This window comes from Ensifer sp. LBL (assembly GCF_050435225.1).
Lineage (GTDB): Bacteria > Pseudomonadota > Alphaproteobacteria > Rhizobiales > Rhizobiaceae > Ensifer.
In genome coordinates, this window is sequence record NZ_JBNDJY010000006.1 from 425922 (window position 1) to 442936 (window position 17015).

14 protein-coding genes are annotated in these 17015 nt (G+C 63.4%); 3 read left to right on the forward strand and 11 right to left on the reverse strand.

Annotation, left to right across the window (positions count from 1 at the left end; all coding sequences use genetic code 11):
• Nucleotides 1-153: 153 nt before the first annotated feature.
• Nucleotides 154-2373 carry an adenylate/guanylate cyclase domain-containing protein gene (locus OKW20_RS25100; RefSeq protein WP_429176537.1) on the forward strand — a complete coding sequence of 740 codons (2220 nt, stop codon included), beginning with the start codon at nt 154-156 and terminating at the stop codon, nt 2371-2373.
• A 27-nt stretch (nt 2374-2400) separates the two neighbouring features.
• Here the strand turns inward: OKW20_RS25100 and OKW20_RS25105 are convergent, their stop codons facing one another.
• The 9 genes from OKW20_RS25105 to OKW20_RS25145 form a co-directional block, all read right to left on the reverse strand.
• Nucleotides 2401-2904, reverse strand: coding sequence for a YHS domain-containing (seleno)protein (locus OKW20_RS25105; RefSeq protein ID WP_429117278.1), 504 nt, complete (start codon nt 2902-2904; stop codon nt 2401-2403).
• A gap of 27 nt (nt 2905-2931) precedes the next feature.
• A complete protein-coding gene (locus OKW20_RS25110; protein ID WP_429176540.1) occupies nt 2932-3522 on the reverse strand; it encodes an ankyrin repeat domain-containing protein in 591 nt (196 codons plus the stop codon).
• Between the two features lie 132 nt (nt 3523-3654).
• Complete coding sequence (locus OKW20_RS25115; RefSeq protein WP_429176542.1) at nt 3655-4314, reverse strand: aspartate/glutamate racemase family protein; 660 nt, start codon at nt 4312-4314, stop codon at nt 3655-3657.
• Entirely contained in the window at nt 4311-5774 is a 1464-nt protein-coding gene (locus OKW20_RS25120; protein ID WP_043619493.1) for an MFS transporter, read from the reverse strand. Before OKW20_RS25120 ends, OKW20_RS25115 begins: the two co-directional genes overlap by 4 nt.
• Before the next feature lie 292 nt (nt 5775-6066).
• Nucleotides 6067-6909 carry a MurR/RpiR family transcriptional regulator gene (locus tag OKW20_RS25125; protein ID WP_429176543.1) on the reverse strand — a complete coding sequence of 281 codons (843 nt, stop codon included), beginning with the start codon at nt 6907-6909 and terminating at the stop codon, nt 6067-6069.
• Nucleotides 6910-7031: 122 nt separating this feature from the next.
• Complete coding sequence (ppk2, locus tag OKW20_RS25130) at nt 7032-7952, reverse strand: polyphosphate kinase 2 (RefSeq protein WP_043619495.1); 921 nt, start codon at nt 7950-7952, stop codon at nt 7032-7034.
• A gap of 118 nt (nt 7953-8070) precedes the next feature.
• On the reverse strand, nt 8071-9549 hold the full coding sequence (locus tag OKW20_RS25135; protein WP_429176544.1) for an aldehyde dehydrogenase family protein: 1479 nt from the start codon (nt 9547-9549) through the stop codon (nt 8071-8073).
• Between the two features lie 103 nt (nt 9550-9652).
• Nucleotides 9653-10858: an MFS transporter gene (locus OKW20_RS25140; RefSeq protein WP_429176545.1), complete on the reverse strand. Its 1206-nt coding sequence runs from the start codon at nt 10856-10858 to the stop codon at nt 9653-9655.
• Between the two features lie 254 nt (nt 10859-11112).
• Complete coding sequence (locus tag OKW20_RS25145) at nt 11113-11601, reverse strand: DMT family transporter (protein ID WP_429117297.1); 489 nt, start codon at nt 11599-11601, stop codon at nt 11113-11115.
• A 109-nt stretch (nt 11602-11710) separates the two neighbouring features.
• Between OKW20_RS25145 and OKW20_RS25150 the strand changes: the two genes are divergently transcribed.
• On the forward strand, nt 11711-12619 hold the full coding sequence (locus OKW20_RS25150) for a LysR substrate-binding domain-containing protein (protein WP_429176546.1): 909 nt from the start codon (nt 11711-11713) through the stop codon (nt 12617-12619).
• A gap of 62 nt (nt 12620-12681) precedes the next feature.
• On the opposite strand, the gene OKW20_RS25155 is transcribed toward OKW20_RS25150, so the two are convergent.
• The gene (locus OKW20_RS25155) at nt 12682-13683 is read right to left on the reverse strand and encodes a Tim44 domain-containing protein (RefSeq protein WP_429117316.1); all 1002 of its coding nucleotides are present in this window, start codon (nt 13681-13683) and stop codon (nt 12682-12684) included.
• 241 nt (nt 13684-13924) lie between these two features.
• Nucleotides 13925-15520 carry a GMC family oxidoreductase gene (locus OKW20_RS25160; RefSeq protein ID WP_429176548.1) on the reverse strand — a complete coding sequence of 532 codons (1596 nt, stop codon included), beginning with the start codon at nt 15518-15520 and terminating at the stop codon, nt 13925-13927.
• A 322-nt stretch (nt 15521-15842) separates the two neighbouring features.
• On the opposite strand from OKW20_RS25160, the gene OKW20_RS25165 reads away from it, so the two are divergent.
• Entirely contained in the window at nt 15843-16787 is a 945-nt protein-coding gene (locus tag OKW20_RS25165) for a LysR family transcriptional regulator (protein ID WP_429176550.1), read from the forward strand.
• Nucleotides 16788-17015: the final 228 nt, after the last annotated feature.

Consider the following 17015-nt stretch of genomic DNA (forward strand, 5'->3'; position numbering starts at 1 on the left):
GATCGCCTGTAATCGTGGCACTTCAGCGAGGTCCTGCAAGTACGTAACGGTTACGGTGCGGGCGAAGCGTGTCGCCCATGCGCGCCGATGGCGCCGCCCGCCAAGCTGCGGTAACATTGTCGCTGGAGTACGTCGTACGCTGAGAGCTCGTCGATGGAGCGCCGTCTCGCTGCCGTCCTGATCGCGGATGTCGTCGGTTACAGCCGCTTGAGCCGGCTGGACGAGGAAGGCACGCGCCTTCGTTTCCAGTCGGACCTTTCCAATATCCTGGAACCGCTTTTCCGCGAGCATCACGGGCGTCTGGTGAAGACGATGGGCGACGGTCTCCTGGTCGAATTCCGCAGCGTCGTCGATGCGACGCAGTGTGCTGTCGAAATCCAGAAGCGCAAGGCGGCTGCGGAAAACGAGAAGGGGGCCAACGGCGAAAGGCTCGATTTCCGCATCGGCATCAATCTCGGCGATATCATCGTCGAGGGCGACGACATCCACGGCGACGGCGTCAACATTGCCGACCGGGTGCAAGGACTGGCGGAGCCGGGCGGCATCGCCATCTCCGGCACGGCCTATGATCAGGTTGTTTCCAAGCTGAAGGTCGGCTTTGCCTCGCTCGGACGCCAATCGGTGAAGGGGCTTTCTGAGCCGATCCGCGTCTATCGTGTGCTGCTCGAACCGAACGCCGCCGGCAAGACGATCACCGCGAACGACCGGCGTGCGGGCGGCCGGCTGAAAGCTGCGGCGATCGGCTTGGGAGCGCTCGTGCTGATTGCCGCAATGGCCTGGTGGCAGCCGTGGACGCTAATCGGGTCGCAAGGGCCGGCACAGCGCTTCGCCTATCCCTTGCCGGACCAGCCATCCGTCGCCGTTCTGCCCTTCATCAATGTCAGCGGCGACAGTGACCACGACCACTTGGCCGAGGGGCTGACCGACGATCTCATCACCGAGCTGTCGAAGGTGTCCGGCCTCTTCGTCATCGCCCGTCATTCCGTGTTTGCGCTGAAGGGCAGTGCCGACAAGATCCAGGACGTGGCTGCTGAACTCGGCGTGCACTACGTGCTTGAGGGCACGCTGCAGAGGGCCGATCAGCGGCTGCGCATCAACGTCAAGCTCATCGATGCGATGAGCGGCCTTTCGCTCTGGGCGGAACGTTACGACCGGCAGTATACCGACTTGTTCGCGGTTCAGGACGACGTGATCGGCAAGATTATCGCAGCCCTCGAGGTCAAGCTCAGCGAGGGCGAACGCGACCAGCTGGCGCGCATCCCGACGGACAATCTCGAGGCCTATGACAACTACATGCGGGCGGAACAGCAGGGCCTGATCTGGCGCGATGTCGATACCTATCGCCAGACGCTGTCCTACTATCAGCGGGCGATCGATCTCGATCCGGATTTCGCCGACGCCCATGCCGGCATCGCGCGTGTCGCCGTCGACGTCTGGCGAAACGACTACAACTATCTCTGGTCGGCGGCCGTGGCGCGCAAGATCGCCTATGACGCGGCGGGCCAGGCCTTGAAGCTCGACGCCAACAATGCCCGCGCCCATACGGTGCTGGCGCTGCTGCAGCTCGTCGACGGCCGCGCCCTGGAGGCAAAGGAATCGGCACTCCGGGCCGTCTCGGCGCAGCCGAACGATGCGGAAGCCCTGGCCAATCTCGCGCTGATACTTGCCCAGACCGGCGAACACGCGCAGGCGATAGAGGATATCGATCGGGCCTTGCGGCTCGATCCGTCGCCATCCTCGAGCCTGCAGCTTCTGGCCGGCATCGTCTATTACACGGCGCGCCGCCTGGAGCGGGCGATCCCGTTGATCGAGGCGGCGAGCCAGTCGCTGCCGAAGGCGGAAGGCGTGCGCGAGTATCTGGCTTCCGCCTATGCCCAGCGCGGCGACCAGAAAAGTGCGGCGGCCGAGGCGGCAGAACTGCTGAAGCTCTTCCCGGATACAAACCTCACCTATTACGGCTATCTCTACGATTACTGGCGCGAGGAGGATCTCTACCGGCATCTCTTCGGCCTGCGTGTCGCCGGCATACCGGAATGGCCCTTCGGCTTTGTCGGTGCCGCCAGTGATCGGCTCGGCCCGGCAGAACTGAAGCAACTGACCACCGACAAGTCCTGGGTCGGGGTCCACAAGAACGGCACGAGCTTCGCGCAGTTCTTCGACAAGGACGGTAATACCGCCTATCGGACCAGCAACACCAACATCACCGGCCGCATCGAGGTGAAGGGCAACCAGCTCTGCGAGAAATACGACGGCTATTTCCTCGACCGCATGGTCTGCGGCTACGTCTACCGCAATACGGCCAAGGGCGAGCGCACGGCGGACTACATCAATGTCACGCCGCAGTCGCTGAAGTTCTTCTCGATCGAGAAGTGACGGTTGTCATCGTCGAGCCGCCGGCCTTCAGGGCCGGGGCTGCGTCCAGTTGATGTTGGCCTTCTCGGTCAGCAGCGTCTGCTCGACCTCGGACCAGTGCTTGCGCGAATCGACCACCTTGTTCGGGTTCTTCACCAGCCCGTCGGCCGCACCCGGATCGTAGCTGAGATAGAGCTTGTCCTCGATAATGCGCCAGGCCTTGGGATCGATGTTGGTCGTGACCGTGCCGAAGGAAACACCATCGGCGCAGTAGCCGCCATATTGCGGCGCATAGCGGGTCGGCTCCTTGATGAACTGGTCACGGTGTTCGGCGCTGGCAAACTGCCACGTGGCGCCGAGCCAGCGGTAGCTGAACTCCGGCGATCCTTCGACCGCCTTGTTCTCGGTGAAATAGGCGACGGGATCGTAGCCCTTGATTGCGACGTCACCGAAGTAGCCGGTGTTGACGGGCTCTTCCGCCAGCGACGGCATGGCGAAGCCAAGCAGGACCGCGGTCGCCGCGATTGCAAATCGTATGGAGTGTCGAGACATGCCGTTTCCTCCGTTTCCGGATCTGATTTACTGCCGTTTCGTGCATTCGCCGTAGAGCCAGTCGCCGACCAGTTCGGCCTTCTGGCAGGTGGCGCCGGCCTTCAGCAGAAGTTCGGCGGCCGGCCAATAGGATCGCCAGCCGGCCTGGGTGAGCGGCGTGTAGCCGTTGCGCTCCTTGGCTTCGATATCGGCCTTGTTGGCAAGCAGGAAGGCGACCACCTCGGCGTGGCCCTCTTCGGCTGCCGCATGCAGCGGCGACATCTTGTAGAAGTTGGCGACGTCGTTGACGTCAGCGCCCTTGGCGACGAGCAGTTTGACGGTTTCGAGATCGCCGCCATAGGCCGCGGCGTGCAGTGCGGTCAGACCGCCCTTGTTGCGGATCTCGATGTCGTTGCCGCGGTCGATGAGAAGGGCGACGACCTCGGCGCGGCCCTTGAGTGCGGCAATCAACAGTGCCGGCTCACCGGCCGCATCGGGCTCGGTGATGTCGGTTCCCTGATCGAGCAACTGTTTGACGCGTTCCGTGTCGCCGTCCCGTGCCGCGTCATGCAAGGGACCCGCGTTCGCCGCCGCGGCGAAGAACGCCACCGCGGCCAGGCAAGCAAAGAGAGATTTCATCGCGTAACCTCCGCCCCAGCTTCGGTCTCGCCAATTAGGAAGGGCGAAAATACCACAGGGCGGCCGGCGGAAACAGGCATTAGCGCCGCCCGATCCATACTCCTTTTGGGTGTCTGCGAGGAGGAATGCCTGTCAGGCGGCGACCTGCATCAGGTCGAGCATGCGGCCGATCGCGCTCGGAATGGGCGCGATGATCGGCGTGGAGAACATCGGCTGGAGCGCGTCGGCCGCCTGGCCGAGCGGGCCGCCGCCGATGATGACGGCGTCTGCGCCATCGAGCTCGATGCATTGGCGGACCGCCTCGCCGAGAGCCGAAAGCAGCCGATCCGGGTGGGCGGAAAGCGCCAGCGGATCGCCCGAGGTGCAGCGGATGCCGGTATATTGCTCCCAGACGCCGAGATCGCGGGCGCGGTCGTCGATCGCCTGGATCAGTTCCGGCGTCGTTGTGGCGACGCCGAACTTGCGGCCACCCTGTGAGGCCTCGATCATCGAGGCCTCACAGATACCGATGACGGGGATATCGAGGCGGTGCTTGAGGGCGGCAAGGCCGGGATCGCCAAACGCGCTGACGACGATGCCGAGGCATCCGGCTTCATGCTTCTCGCCGATCTCGACGACCTCGGCAGCGGACGCATCCAGCTGCTCCGGTGTGACGATCATCGGCGGGTTCCGCATGGCCGTGGCAACTGCCACGGCCATGCGTCCTGATGCTGCCCGGCGTGCGATGGCGACCATCATGTCGCTGGTGGCACGCGAACTGTTCGGGTTGATCAGAAGGATATGTGCGCTCACGTTCTCAGTTCCACGCCGACTTTGATTTCAGAAGTGTCAGCCTTCGCCAGGTCGGCATCGGCAGGCTGGGTGAGGTCTTCCATCGACATGCCGTAGGTCTCGGGCCCGAGCTGGATGCAGAAGGCGAAGACGGCATACATGCCGGCGGCAAGACCGAAGACACCGACCATGCCGTAGACGTCGAAGAGGGCGCCGGCGATGGTGGGGACGAAGGACCCTGCGGCCGAGCCGGTAGCCAAGATCAGCGCCACGCCGAAGGCGCGGATGCGGGTCGGGAAGAGTTCCGGCGCATAGATCCAGATCGAGGTGTTGAGCAGCAGCACGAAGAACTGGAAGATCGCGCCGAACATCAGCACCAGATAGATGTTGGTGCCGAGATAGGCGATCGAGACTGCCGCGAGGCAGGCGAAGACCGCACCCAGCGTCAGCACCTTCTTGCGCGGGAAGTAGTAACCGAACATCGAGGCGGCGATGGCGCCGAGCACGCTGCCGCTCTGGATGATCATGCTGTAGAGCAGGCTGCCCTGCAGCGTATAGCCCATGGAGACGAAGATGATCGGCATCAGCGTCAGCACCGAAAGCTGGGCGCCATAGCTCATCAGGATGGCGATGGCGACGGGAATCGTGCGGCCGATGAAGGGGGCGCGGAAGAGTTCCTTCCAGTCGCTCTTGGCCGGTTCCTCATCCTTCAGGTGATCCTTGGTGAGGTACTCCTGGACCTTGAGATTGCGCGGGCGCAGCGATCCGGAGGCAAGGATGGAGAGCACCTTGTTGGCTTCGTCGATCTTGCCCTGCGAAGCGAGGAAACGCGGGGTCTCCGGCACGAAGCGGCGGTAGAAGACGACGAGCAGGGCCGGCAAGGCGAGCGAGGCAAACAGCCAGCGCCAGCTGTTTTCACCCGGGAAGAGGGTGAAGATCATCAGGCCGAAGGCGGGTGCGAGGAAGTTGCCGAAGCCGCCGGCGCCGACATTGACGAGGCCGGCTGCCGTGCCCCGGAATTTCGGCGAGCAGAACTCCGACAGCATGGTGACGGCCGTCGAGATCTCGCCGCCGACGCCGAAGCCGACGATGGCGCGGGCGAAGCAGAGCGTGGCGAAATTCGGCGCCATGGCGCAGGCGGCCGAGCCGATGGTGAAGAGCAGGAGGTTGATGGTCAGCATTACGCGGCGGCCGTAGCGGTCGCCAAGAATGCCGGAAAGCAGGCGGCCGATCGCGGCGCTGCCGAAGGTGATGGTGTTGAGGAAGCCGATGTCGGTGCCGGTAAGGCCCCAATGTTCTTTCAGGATCGGGCCGGCGACGCCGATGGTGTTCTGCTCGAAGCTGTCGAACAGGCAGCCGATGAGCACGAGGGCGAGGATCTGCTTGTGGGCGCCGGTGACGCCGATCTTGGTGAAGGCTGATTCCAACTGTCTGATGACCGGCGATGACCTGCCGGACGGTACCATATTTTCCGCTGCCATGGTTCGTTCCCCTTTATGGCTTAACAACGTGAAAATGTGAAAACTCAGTTTCATGAAATCTACATCATGAAATCTCAGTTTCATAGGAGATTCTATGACGCGCTGCGAAAGGAAATGGCCGTTCGCAACCCAGGTTAGGGAAAGCAGATTTCGTGCCATCCTACGAGAAACGAGAGTTTCTCGTTTTCCGTCAAAAGCTTGGCGACAGATCGCGCTCGAACGAGCGGTTGAAACTCAGATTTCGTCTGCTTGAAAAATGTTCTGCCGTTTCAGGCAAATGCCCAATCGGCGCTCACAGTTCGTCGAGCGCGTCGTTGATCGCCTCGATGCCGCGCAGGCGATTTCGGCCGGCGGGGCCGGCGATTTCGATGCATCGGGTGGTGAGCAGATGGCAGAGCGCCATCACCGAGACATGGTTGAACAGAGGCCCCGGCGCCAGCGTCTGGCAGCGGAAGTGCCATTCCGCCTGGTTGAGGAAGGGAACGCCTTCGTCGGTGATATAGAGCAGCCGTGCGCCCGATTTTTCGAGCTGCGCAAGGATCGGTTCGATCAAGGTGACGCGCCGGCGCAGGCCGAAAAGGATGACGATGTCGTCGCTGCCGATGCTGACCAGATGCTCGCCGAGCGTCTGGCCGCCACCGGGGATGGCCGATATGTGCTCGACCACCTGGGTCATCTGCCATTGCAGATAGGTGGCGAAGGAATGGCTGGCGCGAAAGCCGATAACCCAGACCTTGCGGGCGCCGAGAATGGCGGTGGCCGCCGCCGTCACCTGGGTTTCGGAAATGGCGAGGAACGTCGCTTCGATGTTGGCGACGCCCTGTGCCACGTGCGAGGTGAGCGACTGCTCGCCGCCGCTGTCGGTGGCGGTCGCGAGAAACAGGCGAGACCCCGTCTGCTTGTCGGCGCGGGCATGCCGGCGCGCTTCCTCGTAATTGTCGTAGCCGAGCCGCTGGATGAAGCGCGACACCGTCGCCTTCGACACATGCGCCAGCGCCGCCAGTTCCTGGGCGGAGTAGCTGGCGACCTCGCCTGGAAAATCGCAGAGGAAATCGCCCAGCCGCCGCTCGGCCGGATGCAGCTCCGGCAGCACTTGGCGAACACGGGTGAGGAAGGAACGTTCTTTCGGGCTCATGCGATGTCCATGAAACTGGCGTTTCACGGCAATCTCTGATTTTCGCGGGGATATTGCAAGCGAGGCGGGCGGATGCCGCCCCGCTTTCAACTGCGGCCGACGCGGGCAGTTGCTCGCGCGCGTCAGTATTTGGACGGCACGTAGAGTTCCGGCGGCAGCACCTTGCGCTCGTAGTCCGGGTTGAAGACGCGTTCCGGCAGCGAGATTTCCTCGTGGGGCACGTCCTCGTAGGGGATCTGCGCCAATAGATGGTCGATACAGTTCAGCCGGGCACGCTTCTTGTCGTTGCCTTCGACGATATGCCACGGGGCTTCGGGAATGTTGGTACGGGCAAAGGTCTCTTCCTTGGCCTTGGTATAGGCTTCCCAGCGCACCCGCGACTGCAGGTCCATCGGCGAAAGCTTCCACTGCTTCAGCGGATCATGGATGCGCACGAGGAAGCGCATCTGCTGCTCTTCGTCGGTGATCGAGAACCAGTATTTGACCAGGCGAATGCCCGAGCGAACCAGCATGCGCTCGAATTCCGGCACGTCGTCGAAGAACTGCTCGACCTGATTTTCGGTGGCAAAGCCCATGACGCGCTCGACGCCGGAGCGGTTGTACCAGGAGCGGTCGAAGAGCACGATCTCGCCACCGGCCGGCAGGTGCGGCACGTAACGCTGGAAGTACCATTGCGTCTTTTCGCGGTCGGACGGTGCCGGGAGCGCGACGACGCGCACGACGCGGGGATTGAGCCGCTGGGTAATGCGCTTGATGACGCCGCCCTTGCCGGCGGAATCACGGCCCTCAAAGATCACCACCACCTTTTCCTTGTGATGGACCACCCAGTCCTGCAGCTTGATCAGTTCTGATTGCAGTCTGAGTAGAGAGCGGAAGTAGTCGATGCGCGGGATCGATGGCGGATGGTTCTTGCGGTAGATCTTGCGGATCTCTTCCGACAGCGCCGGCTCGGAAAGCTCGAGTTCGTAATCCTCGTCGAGCGTGTCGGCCAGTTCCGCTTCCAGCCAGTCCTGCGTTTCGATCTCGTCGTTCGACCTGTTCATCTGACCCTCCGGATTCCGTGTGCTCCACGACAGCTTTGCATGATGCCATCGTTAGTCGGCTTATTTCACAGCCGCATGAAGGGAATTTGACGCTGGTACCTCCACCCTCCGATCGGCACTATCCCTTGATGTACCAGCCCCAGGGCTCGTCGGCATCGAAGCTGGTGATCTGCTTGGTCTCCAGATAGTTCGAAAGCCCCCAGCGGCCGAGTTCGCGGCCAATGCCCGATTGTTTGTAGCCGCCCCACGGCGCTTCGGTGAAGGTCGGCTGCGAGCAGTTGATCCAGACGATGCCGGCGCGAAAGGCGCGGGCGACGCGCTCGCAGCGGTCCCTGTCGGCCGACATGACAGCGGCTGCAAGACCGAAGCGGCTGTCGTTGGCCATGCGGATCGCGTCTGCCTCTTCGCCAAACGGCTTGACGCAGACCACCGGGCCGAAGATCTCCTCGCGCCAGACGTAGCTGTCCTCGCGCATGTCGGTGAGCACCGTCGGCTCGATGAAGTAGCCGCTGTTGAGGCCGGCCGGGCGGCCTCCGCCGGCAGCCACGGTGGCGCCGTCCTGGCGGGCGCGGTCGATCGCGCCCATGATCTTGTCGTACTGGCCCTTGGAGACGATCGGCCCGAGCAGGGTGCCGTCATCGATGCCGTTGCCGATGGTGATCTTCTTGACCTCCTCGCAAAGGCGCTTGACGACGGTCTCGTAGATCGCCTCCTCGACGAGCACGCGTGAGGTCGCCGAGCAGACCTGGCCCTGGTTCCAGAAGATGCCGAACATGATCCATTCGACGGCCTTGTCGATATCGCTGTCGGCGAAGACGACGAAGGGCGACTTGCCGCCGAGTTCGAGGCTGACGTTCTTGATGTCCTGGGCTCCGGCCATCATCACCTTGCGGCCGGTGACCACGGAGCCGGTGAAGGCAAGCTTGTCGACCAGCGGATGCTCGGTCAGCGGCTGGCCGGCGTCCTGGCCCGTGCCGGTGAGGATGTTGAGTACGCCGGCGGGCAGTCCGACTTCCTCGGCGATGACGCCGAGCTCAAGCGCTGTCAGCGGCGTCAACTCCGACGGTTTGAGCACGATGGTGCAGCCGGCGGCGAGCGCCGGCGCCACCTTCCATGACACCATCAGCAGCGGATAGTTCCAGGGTGTGATTGCGCCGACGACACCCAGCGGTTCGCGCACGGCACGTGACGTGAAGCGGCTGTCGCCAACGGTGATCGCCTCCTCCGGGTTGGCGTCCAGTTCCTCGGCGAGCCCGGCATAATAGCGGAAGCAGCCGGCGGCATCGTCGATGTCCCACAATGCTTCCGGCAGCGGCTTGCCGTTGTCGGCGACTTCGAGCCGGGCCAGCGAGTGGCGCTTCTCTTCGATCTTGGCAGCGATCGCGCGAAGATAGGCGGCGCGCTCGGTTCCCGACAGTCTCGGCCAGGGACCGCTGTCGAAGGCGATGCGGGCCGCCTTTGTGGCCCGGTCCACGTCTTCGTAGGTTGCGGCAGGTGCACGATGGATGACCTCTTCCGTCGCCGGATCGATCACGTCGAGCGTGCCGCCGCGGCGCGGTTTTTCCCATTTTCCGTCGATGAACAACCGGTCCTGCATGCAATACCCCTTTATAGCCCGGTGCGAGTATGGCCAGTGAAAGTGAAACGCGCCAGCCGTAAGTTACGGCTGGCGTTGATCTTTTTCCCGCGGGGAGACGGCTCTAACGGTTGGTCGCCGACCCGCGCCACGCAAGGAACGGCAAAACCGGCAGCACGGCGCAGGCGCTGGCAAAGAGCCAGAACTGCCCGAGCGTCACGAGATCGCTGGTATACAAGGCTCCCGAGACAATGCCGGCGATCAAGCAGGCATCCATGAGTGGCAAGCTGACGGCGTAAAACACGGCCTGGCGCTCCAGAGGCAGGCAGCGCTGCACGAGGGTAAAGTAGGTGGCGAAGGCGATCATCTCCGGTATGCCACCGACGATCAGCAGTGCGCTCGCGACCAGATAGTTGGGCGCGAAAATCAGCGCGAAGGTCGAAAGGCCCTCGAGCAGGCTGGAGATGAGATAGGCGCGAAGCAGCGCCTGCGTGCTGGTCAAAGCTCCTGCCAGTCGATGCGAGACGATGGCGCCGATCAGGGCGCCGGCACCCTGCGCCGCCAGCAGCAAGGTCCACATCTCGGAACCCAGATGAAACTGGTCACGATTGAGCCAGAACAGGAACGGCTGTAGCGCCCCGAGCGAGACCATGTAGCCGAAGGCCGGTAGCAGCAAAGCCCAGAGCACGGGGTTTTCGCGGAACGTCGCAAGGATTTCCCGTCCGAAGCCCGAAGCGTGCGAGGGGGCCGCGTTCTCTTGCTTCAGCTTATCGCGTGGTTGAAGCACGAGCAGAAGGGCCGCTGCGATCTGGGCGAGCGCCAGCGCAGCAAGCGTTGCCTCGATCGAGATGGAGGCGGCTGCGAGACCCGCTGCCGGCGGTCCGAAAATCTTGCCGAAGCGGTCGATCGCCTGGAAGGCGGTATTGGCCTCCATGTTGCGGCCGGCGGGAACGACGGCGGCGCGCAGCATCAGGAGGCCCGGTGTGATCACCGCATCCGCAGCGCCGATGACCAGGACGGTCATCTGCACTGTCATCGCGTCCGGCGCGAATGAAAGGCCGGGAATGGCGACGGCGGTCATCAACAGGGAGCACAGCACCGGAAGCCTCGGGCCGCTCCGCCGCAGGAGCGCGGCGACGATCGGCGCAAGCAGGAGGCTCGGCAACAGGCGCAAGGCAAGACTGCCGACCAGTTCCGCACCGGCGCCGAAACGCGTTGCGACGACGAGCGGCAACGCGGCGACGAGCATCCAGGAGCAGAAGGAATCGACGGTGAGGACGAGGCTGATGCGCCGGAAGGCGGCATCGCCCCAAAGATTGGAAATTTCCATAGGAGAGCCCGATGAGACGCCATCGATCTCGGGTCTGCTGCATTGGCAGGTTTGATGAGATCGACGCGAACAGGATAAGCCCGCGCGAGAGGCGGACGGTTCTGGGCTCACAGATGCAAGCCCCGCCTTGCGGGGCTAATCAGGCCATCAAATGGGGTTCGCTCGACATGGCCAGCCATCTACCATGGGGGCTTCTCAGGTGACAAGCGGCAGCCTCATGGTGATGGCTGCCGCGATTGATAGGCGGCTCTGCGCTATCGCGGTGCGTTGGCCAAGGCCGGCGTGACATTGGCGATCTGCGTGATCACCATGCCGCCGACGATGAAGAACAGACCGGTCAGCCGCGCCGCATTGACTGGCTTTTGCGGAAAACCCATCAGGCCGTAGTGGTCGATCAGCATGGAAATGACCATCTGGCCGGCAATGACGGCAACAATGAAGCTTGCCGCGCCGAGCTTCGGCGCAAGGAGGAGGGCCGCGGTAATGTAGATCACGCCGGCGAGCCCGCCGATCCAGACCCACCACGGACCCTTGAATGCCGCAGCCAGGTTGGGCAACGGCGCCCGGAAGGCAATCAGCATCGGCAGGATGAGCGCGAGGCTGACGCCGAGCGAGACGACCGTCGCCCAGAGCGGATGGCCAAGGAGGCGGCCAAGGTTGGCATTGGCGCCGGCCTGGAGGGGGACGACGGCGCCGGCGAAGATCGCCACGGCAAGCAACAGGAGGGAGGAGAGATTGGGCATTGTTTTTTCCTTTTTTGTTGCCGCAATCCTCCGCCATCTATCTTGAGAATGGAAATTCCAATTTTGCACGTGCTATATTCGTGCGATGAATAATCTTGGCGCAATCGACTTGAACCTGCTCGTGGTGCTCGACGCCCTCCTGGCGGAGCGCCACGTCTCGCGCGCGGCGATCCGGCTGAACAAGAGCCAGCCTGCCGTCAGCCATGCGCTGGCGCGGTTGCGCGCACTGTTCGACGACCCGTTGCTGGTGCGCCACGGCGGCCGGCTCGAGCCGACGGTGCGGGCGCTGGAGATCGCGCCGCAGCTTGCCGAAGCGCTTGCGCATATGCGTCAGCTCATAGGGTCTCTGCCGTTCGATCCGGCGCGCGCGCGCCATGTCTTCCGGCTGGCGATGTCCGACTACGCCGCACTTGTGCTGCTGCCGCAACTGACGGCAGTGCTGCGCCGGCAGGCGCCGAACGTCGATCTCATTGTCAGCCAGACGAGCCGCGAAGTGATGATGGCGCAGGCCGTCGACGGGGAGATCGATCTGGCGCTCGGGGTTTTCCCGACGCTTGCCGAGGATCTGAGAACATCCTTGCTGTTTGAGGAGCACTTCGCCTGCCTGGCCGACTGTGCGAGCCTCGGTGGCGAAACGACGATGGATCTTTCCACCTATCTGCAGCGGCCGCATATCCTCGTTTCGCTGCGCGGCGATACCGGCAACGAGATCGACCTCGCGCTTTCGGCTATCGGACACAAGCGCCGCATCGCGCTGGCCTTGCCCCATTGGAGTGCGGCGCCCGGTCTCGTTGCCGGAACAGACCTCGTGCTGACGGTTGCGCGCCGTATCCTGCCCCGCGACGAAAAGGCCGGGGAGCTTGCCATCTTCCCGCCGCCCTTCGCGATCCCACCCTTCGCCTTCCGGCAGATCTGGCACCGGCGGCGCGACGGCGATCCGGCCCATCGCTGGCTGCGGGACCTGATCGCCGGTGTTCTGGCGCCGTCGACTGCGGCCCCGCCGCCGTGTGACGCGTGAAAACGAAAAGGCCCGGTGCGGCGATGCCGACCGGGCCTTTCTTATAGGCTTTGTTTAGCGCGTCAGTGGCTGACGCCTTGGATCGCCGAAACCTGCCATTCGGCGCCCGGCTTGCGCACGAAGGTCCAGAGTTCGACGGCTTCCGTCAGATTGTCCGGATCGCCGCTGATTACCTTGCCGGTGGTGCGGTCACGCATGACGTCGATGCTCTCGTAGCGCATGGCGACGGTCGCGAACTCCGTTCCGTTTTCCGACCAGGCCTCGGCGACGTCGCCCTGAACCAGGTGCACATCGCGCACATCGTTCTTGACGCCGCTCGTGGCGTTGTCGCTGAGCTCTTCGGCGAGGTAGGACATGGCTTCCGGCGTCGTCAGGCGACGCAGCGTGCCGTAGTCTTCCGCAGCATAAGCGGCCTGTACGTCCTTCAGCATCTTTTCGAACTGCTCGAGGTCGGAGCCCTGGATGCCGATCTCATCGGTCGGGCCGTCGGCAACGGGCGCTGCCTGAGGGGCAGCCTGGGGCCGCGCCTGCGGCTGGCCGCTTGCCTGGCCACCGCCGATGCTCGGGATCTTGAACGACGGCATGCCGTTCGAAGGCTGCTGGCCCGACGAGCGTTCGGACGGACCGGCATAGGCCGTCTGCTGGCGGTTGCGGTTAAAGAAGCGCATGGCGAGCATGATCAGGCCGCCGATCAGCAGCATTTGCACGATCAGGCCGAGGAATCCGGCAGCGCCGCCGAAGCCGCCGCCCATCAGCATGCCGATGAGGCCGCCGACCATCAGGCCGCCGAGCAGCGAACCGCCAAAGCCGCTGAAGAATCCCGGGCGGGCGTTCGGCTGGGCGGCGTTCGGACGCGTCTGGCCGGCTGCCGGAGTGGCGGCGGCGGGGCCTGCGTCCTGGCGCGGCGTCATCGAACGGTTGATCGGTGCCGCGCTCGTCGGCGCGGTGTTGGTGGTTGCCGGCTGCGAGAAGGTGCGGGTGCCGCGGCTACCGAAGCCGCCGCCCGAACGCCGCGCTTCGGCGACGTCCACAACGGTCAGCGCGACGACCATGCCGATCGCCATCATTGCCAGAGTTCGTCCAAAACGCCCAAATCGCTGCATTGCCATCACAACCCCTAAATCTTGCTTGGGCTCAAACCGAGCCATCAGGGCCTGATATAGGGGCTCGACGCCTGAGATTTAAGCTTTTCGCGTCGTTTTTCGGCCAGTTTACCGTTATCCGACGCCGCTACGTGGCCGAATCCGGCGTGGAATCAGCATCTTCGGCGGGCGCCCGAACGCCGCCCGCTCTTGCGCCAGACACCTAGCGATTGGCCGCGAGGATCATCGTCGCCGCCTTTTCGGCGATCATGATCGTCGGTGAATTGGTGTTGCCCGAGGTGATCGTCGGCATGACCGAAGCGTCGGCGATGCGCAATCCCTTGAGCCCGCGCAGACGCAGTTCCGGATCGACGACACTGTCGGGATCGGCGCCCATGCGGCAAGTCCCGACCGGATGGAAGATCGTCGTGCCGATGTCGCCGGCGGCGCGCTTCAGGTCCTCCTCGGTCTCGTAGGAAGGCCCCGGCTTGAACTCGACCGGGTTGAAGCGGGCGAAGGAAGGTTGCCTGACGATCTGCCGCGTTAGCCGGATGGCATTGACCGCGACGTTTCGGTCGGCCTCCGCCGTCAGGTAGCGCGGCCGGATGTCGGGTGCGGCGGCAAAGTCCGGCCCTTTGAGATGCACCGAACCGCGGCTTTCCGGACGCAAATTGCACACACTGGCGGTGATAGCCGGGAAGGAATGAACCGGCTCGCCGAACTTTTCGAGCGACACCGGCTGCACGTGATACTGTAGATCCGGCGTTTCCTTTTCCGGCCCTGAGCGGGTGAAGATGCCGAGCTGGCTCGGCGCCATCGCCATTGGTCCGGAACGTTTCAAGAGATATTCAAGCCCGATGGACGCCTTGCCGAACAGCGAGTTTGCCTTTTCGTTGAGCGTCGGTACGCCTGTCACCTTGTAGGCCATGCGCAGCTGCAGATGATCCTGCAGGTTTTCGCCGACGCCGGCCCGCTCATGACGAAGCGCGATGCCGTTGTCCTGCAGCACGTCGCCGCGACCGATGCCGGAGAGTTCGAGGATGTGCGGTGAGCCGATCGCGCCGGCGGAAAGCACCGTCTCGCGTGTGGCCGAGGCGCGCTTGACTGTGCCGTCGTGCTGGAATTCGACGCCGGCGACGCGATCGCCCTCGATGATCAGCTTGCGCACATGCGCCTTGGTGAGGACCGTCAGGTTGCCGCGCTTCTGGGCCGGGCGCAGGAACGCCTTTGCGGTATTCCAGCGGATGCCGGAGCGCTGGTTGACGTCGAAGTAGCCGGAGCCTTCGTTGCTGCCGCGGTTGAAATCCCGCGTCTCGGGAATGCCGGCTTCGCTTGCCGCCTTCTGGAATGCGTCGAGCACGTCCCAGCGCACGCGCGCCTTTTCCACCCGCCATTCGCCGCCGGCGCCATGCATTGCGTTCGCGCCGCGATAATGGTCCTCGGATTTCTTGAACAGCGGCAGCACGTCGTCCCAGCCCCAGCCGGTGCAGCCGAGCTGCCGCCAGTGGTCGTAGTCTTGCGCCTGGCCGCGCATATAGATCATACCGTTGATCGACGAGCAGCCGCCGAGCACCTTGCCGCGAGGGTAGCCGAGCGAACGGCCGTTCAGGCCCTCTTCGGCTGCGGTCGTGAAACACCAGTCCGTGCGCGGATTGTTGATGCAATAGAGATAGCCGACGGGAATGTGGATCCAGTGGTAGTTGTCGCGGCCGCCGGCTTCGAGCAGCAGCACGCGGTGCCGCGGGTTTTCCGAAAGGCGGTTGGCAAGCACGCAGCCGGCGCTACCTGCTCCGACGACGATGAAGTCGTATATGTCCATGTTCTCCCTCGATATCTACGGCGCGACCTTCAGATCCGGGTTCGGGCGAGATCGCTCCTTCAGCCGCGCCCCGGCGCCGCATCCCTTCGCGTCCTGCCCTCTTCCCAAACCGCCAGCCGTCGCGAATGAACGCGGGAATGCTCCGGCGCCGGATGGTGGCCGCCGGGGGCGTTCGTTTCGCTCTGTTCATATTTGGCCAGACATGCTCCTCAGATGTCCGCTCTGGCACGTACCATCGGGAAAAAACCGCTTGGATGCAAGCGTGCGGAACCGTAAATTGCGAAACAGGATCTGTTCATTTTCGGACAGACAGGGAGTGAGCATGAATCCGAATTTCACCTGGGACGATCTGCAGTTCTTTCTGGCAGTGGCCCGTACTGGGCAGCTGTCGACGGCGGCGCGGCGCCTGAGGACCAGCCATGCCACAGTGTCGCGTCGCATCGACCGGCTGGAGTTCGCGCTGAAGGTCAAGCTGTTCGAGCGCAATCCGCGCGGCTACGTCTTGACCGGCATGGGCCAGCGCTTCGTCGAAACCGCCGAACGGATCGAGCGCGAGACCGAACAGTTGCAGCTCGACATCAATGACGGCCTGACGGCACAGCGCGGCGTCGTCCGGCTGAGCACGCTCGAAGGCTTCGGCAATTTCTTCCTGGCCGATCGGCTGGCGGACTTTGCGGCGCGCTATCCGAACGTCTCCCTGGAAATGTTGGCGATCCAGCAGATCATGTCGCTGTCGCGCAAGGAGGCGGATATCCAGGTGGCGCTGACGGCGCCGAAGGCCGGGCCTTACCAATCAGAGGTGCTGACCCCCTATACGCTGCATGTCTATGGCGCGCGCAGCTATCTGTCGAAGCATCCGCCGATCACTGGGCGCAACGATCTCGCGGCCCACCGCTTCGTCGGATATATCGAGGACATGATTTTTGCGCCCGGTCTCGATTACCTGGGGGAGCTGCAGCCGGGCCTGCATGCCCATTTCCAGAGTTCGAGCATCCTGACGCAATTGAAGGCGGTGCGACAGGGGCTGGGCCTTTGCGTCTTGCCGCACTTCATCGCGCAACAGGAAGAGGACCTGGAGATCGTCCTGCCGGAAGAGATCGAACTCAAGCGCACCTACTGGCTGGTTTGCCATAGGGATCTGGTGGCCGTGCCGCGGGTGAGGGCGGTGCGTGAATTCCTGATGCAGAGTGTCAGGGAAAACCGCGGTCATTTCAGCCGCGAAATGGCGCTGCCGACGACTGACGTTCGGCGCCTGTCGCGCTCCTAAATCCTGCCAGATTGTGGCGATATAAGATCCCACAACCAAAGGGCGGTGATTTGCGAGCCGAAAGACCGTGGTCTCGCGGATCAAAATCGACCTAGTTTATCAACAGCTGGAATTATTGTTTATAATCAGTGAGTTGTCGATTTTTGAAGTTTTTTTGAAGGTTGCTGTTGACGTGTTCGGGGATGGGGGTCTATAAGCCCGATCACTGACGAGGGCGGCGGCGCTGCT